Annotated in this window: 14 protein-coding genes; 13 read left to right on the forward strand and 1 reads right to left on the reverse strand. The window is 37.8% G+C overall.

The genetic code is table 11. From position 1 onward, the window contains the following. Window positions 1-254: 254 nt before the first annotated feature. On the reverse strand, window positions 255-929 hold the full coding sequence (locus tag BLW49_RS28055) for a CadD family cadmium resistance transporter (RefSeq protein WP_090728181.1): 675 nt from the start codon (window positions 927-929) through the stop codon (window positions 255-257). A 272-nt stretch (window positions 930-1,201) separates the two neighbouring features. Here BLW49_RS28055 and resA point away from each other — a divergent pair, with 272 nt between their 5' ends. From resA to BLW49_RS28110, 13 genes are all read left to right on the forward strand, one after another. Beyond that, complete coding sequence (resA, locus tag BLW49_RS28060) at window positions 1,202-1,729, forward strand: thiol-disulfide oxidoreductase ResA (protein ID WP_090728185.1); 528 nt, start codon at window positions 1,202-1,204, stop codon at window positions 1,727-1,729. Between the two features lie 28 nt (window positions 1,730-1,757). After that, window positions 1,758-2,465, forward strand: a complete 708-nt coding sequence (locus tag BLW49_RS28065) for a cytochrome c biogenesis CcdA family protein (RefSeq protein WP_090728187.1) — start codon at window positions 1,758-1,760, stop codon at window positions 2,463-2,465. Window positions 2,466-3,668: 1,203 nt separating this feature from the next. Beyond that, entirely contained in the window at window positions 3,669-4,583 is a 915-nt protein-coding gene (ltrA, locus tag BLW49_RS28070) for a group II intron reverse transcriptase/maturase (protein WP_230090823.1), read from the forward strand. After that, window positions 4,580-4,960, forward strand: coding sequence for a group II intron maturase-specific domain-containing protein (locus BLW49_RS29380; RefSeq protein WP_230090824.1), 381 nt, complete (start codon window positions 4,580-4,582; stop codon window positions 4,958-4,960). Before ltrA ends, BLW49_RS29380 begins: the two co-directional genes overlap by 4 nt. A gap of 301 nt (window positions 4,961-5,261) precedes the next feature. After that, window positions 5,262-6,302 carry an ATP-dependent DNA helicase gene (locus tag BLW49_RS28075; protein WP_090728189.1) on the forward strand — a complete coding sequence of 347 codons (1,041 nt, stop codon included), beginning with the start codon at window positions 5,262-5,264 and terminating at the stop codon, window positions 6,300-6,302. Beyond that, entirely contained in the window at window positions 6,277-7,179 is a 903-nt protein-coding gene (locus BLW49_RS28080) for an ATP-dependent DNA helicase (RefSeq protein WP_177178859.1), read from the forward strand. Before BLW49_RS28075 ends, BLW49_RS28080 begins: the two co-directional genes overlap by 26 nt. A gap of 19 nt (window positions 7,180-7,198) precedes the next feature. Next, window positions 7,199-7,918 carry a metal-dependent hydrolase gene (locus BLW49_RS28085; protein ID WP_090728192.1) on the forward strand — a complete coding sequence of 240 codons (720 nt, stop codon included), beginning with the start codon at window positions 7,199-7,201 and terminating at the stop codon, window positions 7,916-7,918. A 3-nt stretch (window positions 7,919-7,921) separates the two neighbouring features. Then, window positions 7,922-8,188, forward strand: a complete 267-nt coding sequence (locus BLW49_RS28090) for a helix-turn-helix transcriptional regulator (protein ID WP_090728194.1) — start codon at window positions 7,922-7,924, stop codon at window positions 8,186-8,188. 90 nt (window positions 8,189-8,278) lie between these two features. Further along, window positions 8,279-8,746: a hypothetical protein gene (locus BLW49_RS28095; RefSeq protein WP_090728195.1), complete on the forward strand. Its 468-nt coding sequence runs from the start codon at window positions 8,279-8,281 to the stop codon at window positions 8,744-8,746. A gap of 83 nt (window positions 8,747-8,829) precedes the next feature. Continuing rightward, window positions 8,830-9,000 (forward strand): hypothetical protein, encoded by a 171-nt coding sequence (locus tag BLW49_RS29005; protein WP_177178860.1) that lies wholly within the window; start codon window positions 8,830-8,832, stop codon window positions 8,998-9,000. Window positions 9,001-9,438: 438 nt separating this feature from the next. Next, window positions 9,439-9,780 carry a hypothetical protein gene (locus BLW49_RS28100; RefSeq protein ID WP_090728197.1) on the forward strand — a complete coding sequence of 114 codons (342 nt, stop codon included), beginning with the start codon at window positions 9,439-9,441 and terminating at the stop codon, window positions 9,778-9,780. A gap of 16 nt (window positions 9,781-9,796) precedes the next feature. Next, entirely contained in the window at window positions 9,797-10,534 is a 738-nt protein-coding gene (locus BLW49_RS28105; RefSeq protein WP_090728199.1) for a hypothetical protein, read from the forward strand. Beyond that, entirely contained in the window at window positions 10,531-11,244 is a 714-nt protein-coding gene (locus BLW49_RS28110; protein ID WP_090728201.1) for a hypothetical protein, read from the forward strand. The genes BLW49_RS28105 and BLW49_RS28110 overlap by 4 nt, the downstream gene beginning before the upstream one ends. Window positions 11,245-11,254: the final 10 nt, after the last annotated feature.

Below are 11,254 nucleotides of genomic sequence, written 5' to 3' on the forward strand. Positions count from 1 at the left end.
AGACAACTATGGTGTTGATTTTTCCACACTAATTAAGAAATTGGAGAAGGGTGGAATATAAGCCCTTTTCCACCATAAAATCCGAATACCCAAAATTTCTAACTAAATATTTAAAAAGCTGATCAATACCTAATGTGAGTATAATGATCCAATACAAAGACGTCACCTCAGAATTTATTTTCTATAAAGATTTGTACTCAATACTTTAAAAGGAAAGAGGGTTTAACAATATTTTTGTAAATCATTACGGTTAATTAGGAATTTAAATTTACGAAGTGAGACCACAGGTTAGAAAATATATTATTTTCTTCCATGATATAAAGGCCTAATCCTATAAACACAATTGGAATAACCCATCGGCCGTATTTCTCAAGTGTTTCAGAAACATATCTGAATCTTGCTAGACGATATCCGATTAAACACCAGACCGCAACCATTATAAAGAAAGTAACAACTGTAATGACCAGTTGGTTGTTATTTAAAGTAGAAAAGAACGGAACATAAATTCCAATATTGTCTCCACCATTGGCAAATGTGATAAAGGCTACACTTAAATAGAACTTATTAAATTTATTTAAACTGGAAAGAACAGCACCTTCATCTTCATCTTCACCCTTTATAAACAGTTTAACTCCTAAATAGATCGGGATTAGTCCTAATAAACCTACCCACTGATCAGGAATGAGTGTCACTCCAAATGTAGCTAAAAGACTAATCAAAACTAAAAGTGCAAAACCAAGATATTGGCCAATGACTATATCTCTAGGGTAAATACGATTTCCCTTTGGCTGCATGTTAACCGTTCGGCCATTACTTGCTTTAGCTTGTGAACTTGCCTGAGAGAACAACAACATCAAGACAAAAATATCATCGATATTGGTTACTATAAAAGACCCTAAAGCAGAGAGAATTGTTAAAATTAAATTCATAAAAAAACTCCTTTTTAAAATACTCCCTAATCGGAATAAAAGATATTTAGTTATGTTAGTTTGTTACACCTTCTATTATTTCCCCTTCATGTAATGATTTAGAATTTCACTTTGCATGATCCTATAACTAATAAATAGTATTTTAGGTGAAAATATTGAAAGTTATTATTCAAATATTTGTTTGAATATATTGTGCTTTTAGATTAAAATTATTAACGTAAAATGTCAACATTTAAATGTTGGTTTGAATGAAAATAAAAAGGGAGAGTAAAATGAAAAACAAAAGAACCAGATCTATTGTACGTATTAGTCTTCTACTTCTTATGGCTTTAGCAGTAGCCTATACTCTATATCAAAACTTTTTTACTGAAAAAATACGGGTTCAAGCAGGGGATCAAGCACCTGATTTTGTTCTTGAAGATATGAACGGTAACAATGTTCAACTTTCTGATTTAAAAGGAAAAGGAGTTTTTCTTAACTTTTGGGGTACTTGGTGCAAGCCTTGTGAAAAGGAAATGCCTTATATGGAAAGACAGTATAGCCATTTTAAGAATCTTGGTGTAGAGATATTGGCGGTTAATATTGCAGAAAGTGATATTGCTATTGAATCGTTCGTAAATAGGCATGGGCTTACATTCCCTATACTTAAAGATAAAGATAGGGCTGTGACGGAGGCTTATGACATAACCCCGATTCCTACAACATTTTTGATTGATAAGAACGGAAAAGTATTAAAAGTGATTACAGGAAGTATGACCGAAAGGGATATAGCAAACTACATGGAACTCATTAAGCCATAGAATTAATAAACAGTTAGGTGGTATCTTTTTGGAACAACTAAGTTTACTTCTTGCATTTGGAGCAGGTCTTTTATCATTTATTTCGCCTTGTTCACTTCCTTTGTATCCAGCTTTTCTTTCATATATTACAGGAGTGTCTATAAATGACCTAAAGGAAGGAAAAGGTATTTTAAGAAGGAAAGCTTTTATACACACTATCTTGTTTTTGGTAGGATTTTCAATTATCTTTTTAGCTTTGGGACTTTCTACTTCTTTTATCGGTACATTTTTTATGGATTATCAAGATTTGCTAAGACAACTGGGAGCTATTGTGATGGTGTTTTTTGGTTTAGTTCTAACAGGGGTTCTTAAATTTGATTTCCTACTTTCTGATAAGAAAATTCATTTTCAAAAGAGACCTTCAGGTTATATAGGATCGATTTTGATTGGAATTGGTTTTGCTGCTGGATGGACTCCTTGTACAGGCCCAATCCTTGCAGGAGTCATTGCGTTAGGTGTATCAGACCCAGGAAAAGGATTACTTTACATGTTGTTCTATGTCTTAGGTTTTTCCATTCCATTTCTATTAATGTCTTTATTTATCGAAAAAATGACTTTCCTAAAGAAACACAGTGCAATCTTTATGTCTATAGGAGGCATTTTGATGATTGTAATGGGAGTATTATTGTACTTTAATATGATGACAAAAATTATTGCAGTATTAACAAGTTTGTTCGGTGGATTTACTGGATTTTAGGGGTTCAGAAGCAACAGCCATGACTTTCGAATGCGAAGAAGGTCACTTTCATGTAAATACCGATTGGATCATATTTGAGCCGGTAGATGAAAATTATCAACCTGTATTACCAGGAAAGTAATCTCATTCAGTTCTAATTACAAATCTAGCCAATAGAATTCAGCCCCTTATTCGTTATGAACTGACAGACCGTGTCGCGGTGTCTCCGGAACCATGCAAATGCGGAAGACCATTCCCAGGCGTACAAGTTGAAGGGCGAACCGATGACATTTTAAAATTCTCTGCTCCAAACGGACAAGTCGTCAATATCCTGCCCTTGGCTCTGAAAACCATTGTCGAGGAAATAACAGGAGTAAGACGTTTCCAACTGATTCAAACGGCACCGGATCAATTAATAGTACGTATAGAAGTGGACGAGGGTAATCCAAGAGATTAAGTTTGGGAAAATGTTAGAGAAGCCCTTTTAGATTACTTTGCAACACAGGGGCTAACTACCATTTCAATAGAAAAAACTGATGAGTTACCACAAAGGAACCCTAAAAGTGGCAAGTACCAGCATGTTTGGATTGATTATCATGAATAACCAAATGGAAATGTGTCTGAATTTATACAGAGAATAAAACGACTAGAATAGTTACTAATAAGCCGATGATTCCTTAGCGTAGGAATCATCGGCTTATTTTAGTGTGCCCAGCATGCACAACAACTCGGTGGTGAAAGTCCACTACAGGCTTGGCAGTAGGAACTGTTAGCGAAAGACAAGGGTGTCCATGGTGACGTGGAATCTGAAGGAAGTCGGACGCAAACTCTCGAACTGACGAACAGAAATTGGATACAAGGCTGACTTGGGACGGATGAGCTTGCTAAACAAAGCGAAGTCCAATACTGCCCAAATCCCATACAGTAAATCCAGCAGTTACATGAGAGGAAAGTGGTTGTGCTTACCTGGGGAGGTCTCTTGAGGGTTATTCAATTAACAATCGGACTAGTGATAGTTTGATGAATCAAGAGAAGTCAGCAGAAGCCATAGTAGCTCCCCATTTGGAGCGAAGGGCTGAACAATCTTAAATCTTGAAAGAAACAAGGAGGTGGATTCATCCCGCGGAAACACAGAAAACGTCGCGGTATAGACCAAAAGACGGCTACTTATGGATGGATAAGCTGGAAGCGAAAGAGTAAATAAGAGCGTGTAGGGATGGAAACATGGAAATGAAGAAACAGGATGGTATCGAATTAATTGACAGAATTGCATCTCATAAAAACATATGGGCTGCATATAAGAAAGTAAAATCAAATGGAGGTGCACCAGGGGTTGATGGAATAACCGTAGACCAACTGAAATCGCACTTATTAAAACATGAAGAACCTTTAAAACAAAAGCTAAAGGATGGTACTTATCAACCACAACCAGTGAGAAGAGTCGCCATACCTAAAGCAGATGGTTCTAAAAGGTATCTAGGTATCCCATGTGTGCTGGACCGAGTGGTTCAACAAGCAATACTACAAATCATTTATCCAATCATTGACCCACATTTTTCTGACAAAAGTTTCGGCTTTCGAAAAGGAAGAAACGCTCATCAAGCGATTCAACTAGCGGAGAAGTATTATGAAGAAGGCTATCGTACAGTCGTAGACTGTGACTTGAAAAGCTACTTCGATACAATCCATCATCAACGACTGAGAGCTTATCTAGAAGAATTTCTAACAGATAAAATTGTGCTAAAACTCATCTGGAAATTTCTGCGTTCTGGAATATTAGATAAAGATATTTTTATTGATACAACTGAGGGTGCACCTCAAGGTGGTCCATTATCTCCTATTCTAGCAAATGTTTACCTCAATAAGCTAGATAGAGAACTAGAAAAACGAGAACATCGTTTTATACGCTATGCAGATGATTTTGTCATTTACGTAAAATCGCCAAGAGCTGGGGAAAGAGTAATGGCAAGCGTTAGGAAATTTATCGAAGATGAATTAGGCTTAACAATTAACGAAAAGAAAAGTAAAGTTTGTGGAGCAACTGCCTCTACTTTCTTGGGATTTCACCTTCAAAATCTGAGGGGAAAGTTGGATGCCGACCAAGTAAAGCAAGTAAAAGTAGATTTAAAGACAAATTGAAGAAATTAACAAGCCGTAAAAAGGCAGGAACCTTCAAAGAAATTGTCGATAGAATCAATCGAACAACAGTCGGCTGGATTAATTATTATGGAATTGCAAATATGAAAACATTCATTATCAGCATACAAGGATGGTTAAATCACAGATTACGTCAATTAATATGGAAAAGATGGAAACGTGTCCGCACAAGGTACACCAAATTACGTCAATACGGAATTGAACATGATGAAGCGATGAAGATTGCGAATTCAAGGAAAGGATATTGGCGTATTTCACGAAGTGAAACACTACACCGAGCCATTACAAAAGAAAAACTCATAAAATGGGGGCTGAAAGATTTATCCCAACTTTATGAGCAACGATACTTAAAAGGTTGAACCGCCGTATACGGAACCGTACGTACGGTGGTGTGAGAGGTCGACTAGCCAATTAATGGCTAGTCTCCTACTCGATTGTCGAAATTTGCTTAGCGTGGGTTTTATGTCAAAATGCTGGTGGTACCCCATTTATTATTTATTTCGATTAGTTTATCTAATGAAGATCAATAAGAAATTAACAAAAAGTCCCGCTCAATCAAAATTTCAGTGCTAAAATGTTATGATTTTTGATAGTCTTATTGTACTATATATGTATATTAGTATATTAACTAACATACAATAATTGTTGAGGAGCGGTTCTGTGGAAGAGTTTATTCAAAGAGCACTCGGGGCTGAGGGACATCTGTCGAAGCTTGTTAAAGGTTATTCTCCACGTTCACCGCAGATGCTTATTTCAAACAAAGTGGGGGCAGCGTTAGAGGGTGAAAAGCATCTATTGGCTGAAGCCGGTACAGGTACAGGGAAGTCGCTTGGCTATTTGATACCTGCAGCCAAGTGGGCTGTTGAAAACAACAAGACTGTTATTGTTTGTACCCATACGATCCCGCTAATGACTCAGATAGTAAATGTAGAACTGCCTCGTGTACAACAGATTCTAAAAATGGAGCATCAAAATCTTAAGTATCAACTTGTTAAGGGAAAGTCACATTACGTTTGCTACTCGAAGCTTGAGAATTTGTGGCAAGAAACGCTACGGAGCATGAATAAAGAAGCTAAAACAGTGCAGAAGATCTTCAAAAAAGTGACCCGAGAGTATGTAAATGATCGTACAGGGCTTGGATTCGATGTAGAAGATAGCTTATGGAAGAAAATATCTGCGAGCAATTGTCGAGCAATTAATAAGCCTGAGTCATGCGTAATTGAAGAGCTGAAAGAAAAAATGATTCAATCCCATATTATTGTTACAAATCATGCATATTTCTTCTCAGATCTTGCCATTCGGCGGAAGACAGGAAATGGTTCTCTTCCAAATTACGATGCCGTCATTTTCGATGAGGCTCATGAAATGGAAGATGTCTGCTGCCAAATCTTTGAGAAGTCTGCTGACATAAACCAGTTTGAGTCTTTATTCGATCAATTGTTCCAACGTGACATCTTTAAAGAATTAGATCATGGTGCGCAGCTTAAGCTAACTCAACTTCGCCAGGATATCCACCGTAACCTTGACCAAGTATTTACTGGGGTTGGAAATGAAATGGGGAACAAAGCATATCAGCTCTTAGACAAACAGATTGATGTATCAGAGGCTTGCTCTTTAATTAAGGATTTCTTGGAGACATTAAAAAGTATGAATGTCCGTGGTGCTTCCGATATTCTTGATCGGCTCTTTGAGTATAATTGACCTTGATTTCATTAGTAACAATGCTAAACGATCCTGGGCATACTGGGCTACTGTTCGTGGCCGTGATCAGATCACCCTGCATGCTGCTCCACTGTTTCCAAAAGTTGTACTGGCTTCTAGCTTATTCGATAAAGTGCCTGTTATTCTAACAAGCGCTACGATGTCCAATAGCGGGAACTTTTCTTTCTTTGCTGGACGGGTTGGAGTCAAAGAGTATGATTCAGTCGTTGTCGGTAGTCCGTTTGATTACATAAACAAGACGATGATTATCGTACCGGATGATGCACCTGAACCAAACAGTCCTGGTTTCAACGGATATACTGCAGAAAAGCTAGAGGAGATAACGATGTATACTGGCGGTCGTATGCTTGTCCTTTTTACAAGTTTTGATGCGATGAACCAGGTCGCTCGTTCTTTCCAAAAGTATTGTAGTGAAGTGGGTTATCATCTATTAGTTCAGTATCCTGGATGTAATCGTGAAGAACTCATTCAACAACTAAAAAATGAGCCAAGAACAATCGTATTTGGGTCATCTAGTTTCTGGACCGGTGTTGATGTCGCAGGAGAAGCTCTTACTACAGTAGTGATCCCTAGATTACCTTTTCCACATCCCGACGATCCTTTAATAAAAGCACAAATTGAGCTTCTTGAGAAAGCCAATAGAAGCAGCTTTTTCGACTATATGTTTCCCAAGATGATATTTAAACTTAAACAGGGTTTTGGCCGTTTAAATCGCTCAGTTCATTGCCAAGGAGCTGTTATCATCCTGGATAACCGAATGAGAACGAAGCGATATAAAGGACTTATTATTAAATCATTACCGAAGTGTCAATATTCATCTACAGTATCGGATTTAGTAAATATCCTGCCGGTATAGTGGAAAGGAGCTGGCGTCTATGATGGGAAGAGCACATTTAGTTATCAGTACGGGGCTATCCTTATCTGCACTCCAACTAGCTGATCAAGAAATTACAATACCCGTAATAGTAGTTGCTGTTTTAAGTTCACTACTTCCTGATATCGATGAACCAAATTCTCTTTTAGTTTCAAGAGCAATTCCAAAAACAGTAATTCGCACATTCCAGCTGCTTCTCTTATTGGCTGCAGCTGCTGTCATCTTTCTTGGAGAAGCGTATTCTCCGTGGAATTATATGTTGGCCATAGCTGCAGCAATCATTACCTTTCTCCCGAATCGAACATTGAAGAATGTCATTATGATTTTAACGGGAATCATACTGATTGCTTTCGGCAGCCAAATCTCGCCTTGGAACTATATTGGAGGTTCCTTACTTATACTTGTGTCGTTCCTGCCGCACCGAGGATTAACTCATACAATCTATGGATTGGTTGGTTGGACCTTGATCTTATATTTGACTACAGGTGATATATCTATCTGGCTAGCTGGAGGGTTATCCTACATGCTTCATCTACTTGCAGATGCATTAACGAACCGTGGTATACGAATTCTCCCACCATTTAAGTACGTACTGAGATTTCGGATTATGAGTACAGGAAGTTTCAGAGGTTCCCTAGTTGAATATCTTTGCATGGGAGTGACACTTGGTGTGGTCTGGCTCACATTTTTCTTAGATAAAAATTTATTTACTGGAGGCTAAATTATGAGTCTTGATCTTCAAATTATTAGAATCAATTTATATCCCGTTTTTAAGGAATTAAAGGCTAAATACGGACTAACAAAGAGAGAAACACAAGTGATTGAAGCTTTAACTATCTACGGTGAAAACAACCATAATCTAGGGAGCAGATTAAAAGTTAGTGAGAACACAATAAAAAATCATATGTCCCGAATATTGGTTAAGACCAAACTTAGCTCTGCCCGTGAACTTCAAGCTCTTATTCTAAGATCCTTAATGAGTTTTGAATAAAGTAACTGCTGCAGTAATCACATCCTTAAACCAGCTAAATACATAATTAGTAGATGTTAAGAACACATTCAGGGAAGGAGACCTCTTAAAATGTCATATATTCATTTATCCGTACAAGAGCTACAGCGATTACTTTCTTTGTTTCCTGCTTCATTAAAAACAGAAGATACATCTCTTTATAACAAGTTGCATGATTGCCTCGAAAAAAATAAAGAAAGAAGTAAATATGATTTTCTCATTGAGCAATTTTCAGAGTTCCGATTATCTCAAATATTCGAAATTCCTGAACACTTGATGGATCTAGAAGTAGGGTACTATTTTGGTCAGTTTGAAGGGAAAACTTATCGCAGCGTGGCAAAGTATTTAAAGCGTAATGACTATACCATTATGCGAGACTTAATGGAGATTACCGTATATAAGCTAGGTAATATTCGTTATATTGGACCCATCGGAAGATCTGCTATCTTTGATGCCTTAGATCCCTATTTAATACCTAAATACTTTCCAACAGATGTTACTACACGGTCTGAACACACCACACACAAGAGTGTTATCTGATATATTTGTTTATGAGAGAAGGGTTCTCGAGTCTCATCGATCTTAGTTATAAGAAACATACATACATTTAGGAGGAAATTCAAATGAAACCTAATGAGATTGCAAAAGAAAAGCCCCAAACAACTAAAAATCTTAATAAAAATGACTACTTAAAGAGAATAAAGAGCATTAAATCTGAGGATTTGATAGGTATTATCGGTATGACCATCGCGTTAGCTACTGCTTTTATTCTGCTTATCGGAGTTTTTATGTAGAGGCTTGGAAGAAACGATCGAGCATTATGTTAAATACAGTAGTACCGATCATCAAGTTAAGCAAAATCGGTATGTAGATAAAGAAGTGGAATTTTGGAAACAATCCTGAAGGAATACATAAGGACAGCATAAATAAGGTTCAGCCGTTTGGGGGAAGGGTGAAACACACCTTTCTCCATCCTTAAAACTAACTGCTCATTTATAAGGCGCATAGTTTATACCGTAGAGCTTCACTCAGGTTGAATCATATGCTATACTTACTTCATTATCAGTACTTAATGTTTTTCTTTGCCGCTATTAATTTGGTAAAGATAGGGGAAGCGGTATTAACCGTCAAAATATGAGGCTATCTATTAGCCGTTGGAAACAGGAGACAACCTTTGGTATGTCTTTTTTGTTTTCAACGGCTTTTTTTATGCCTAACGAGGAGGAATAAAAATGCGTATTAACATGAACACTCTCAAGCAAGTCCTGCCCTGTCAACCAGATGGACAAACCACCTCAAAAACACTATCAGTTGGAATCTTCCGTGCAATTGAGGCTGCCCATGAATTGGTTAATAGCAGCGAAGTTGACTGGAATTCGTTTACGCTTGCAGAAGCTGAAGAAGCTTTAGATCATGCTATGGCGTACGAGTGTGATGAACACATCGAGTATGGGGATTATGCAAACATCAACAGTGGGAATGCGATTCACGAATACCTGCATAGTCATAATCTCATATTTCAGTTGAAGCGGTCTGCTCCAGAAAAACAGACAGCAACAGTTCAATTCTTTTGAGAGGTGTGAGGAGATCATGGAGAAGTCCTACTACTGTTCAGAACAGGTTGGACAAATGCAGGCTACCTACGACTCTTTAGTCATGCTGAAGATGATCGAGGTTGCTGGATGTGATATCGTGAACAACCCAGTCAATTACTACTGTTATGATTGGGGGGATCAATATCCCGTATTTTTGACATGCATTAAAAGAGTATTTGGAGACGCACAACACATCGAAGAGCTTATAAACCCCCATGGAGAGGAAGAGAACACTTTTAAACTCCCATTACCGGAACTCATCCAATTTGCAGAACTCCTTGGTAAAGAAGAAAGTGACCGGTACGTAGCCAATTTTAATAGGATGTTGAATCGTAGTTGCGATTATCTAGATTTCAGTATGGAAGGGATAGTTGTAAACGCTAGTATTCAAATTACCTTAACTGGCTTCTATGGTATTTTATCTCCCTTTCTTAAAGTGTTGTTAGAAATTAAACAAATGGTGCAGCAAGTTATTCGTGAATGCAAATCACAGATAACTAACAGCTCTCAGAATATAGTTTTGCTGAAGGAGCTTAATCAAAGGGTTGTTGGATCCGTTCCTGAAGTATCCATCACTGATAGCACAACTGTTGTGTTTGCCCAGATCATGAAGTTCCTCGGTGGGAACTCCTCATCTGAGAGCAGTGATAACTTAACCTTCAGTGAGATGAGAAACATTTTAACCCATGTACTTGACCAGGTGACTATAAATAGGAAGGATGATGTGGCATGAGCCAGCAGCATTTAGTAGAGAAAAACAATACAGGAAATGAAATGGTTATTCGGATCCGCGACCATTATGCACTTCCCATTGTTGAGGAGTATATTGACGGTGTTAAGGTCGGTGAAGGTATTTATACACATGAAGCGGTTGCTAGTGCTATTCTTCAGTCTCTAGAAACTGGATTAGTACGAACACCTGTCATGCCTAGAGGTGCTCTCCATTTCGTTGAAATAACGAAGTCCCGTAAGTTCATTTTTATGGAGGTGTCTCCTCAAAACAGGAAGGCTTATTACCACGAAGCCGTAATTGAGGAAGTTCCTTTTCCAAGATTGGTATTCGGCTTTGAAATTCATGAGCGTGATAAAAAATGGGCGATCAGTCAAGTATATCTTGCAGCTTTGGAGGACCAAATCATTCCCAATGAGGAATCGATGGTCTTTTTTTATCCCTACACCAACGTTAAGGACAATTTTCAAGTTTGCTGGGGTAGTCAGCAGTTACCGGATATTGAACGGTTATCACAGCTATCTACTTTTCCAGAACTGTTCTTTAACTCTCCAAATTCGGACTGTTACTACTATAGTTCTAATAACAGCAACATGAATTATCGCGAGCTGGTGACCAAAATTAAGGGAGAAAGTTTTCCGCAAGAGTATCTTAAGCCGACTAATCTTACACTGCAGGCATGGTTCAATCGGATCGTTGGTTTTGAAGTGTAGAACCCATATA

Source organism: Paenibacillus sp. PDC88 (assembly GCF_900106725.1).
In the GTDB taxonomy this organism is placed as follows: Bacteria; Bacillota; Bacilli; order Paenibacillales; family Paenibacillaceae; genus Paenibacillus; species Paenibacillus shunpengii.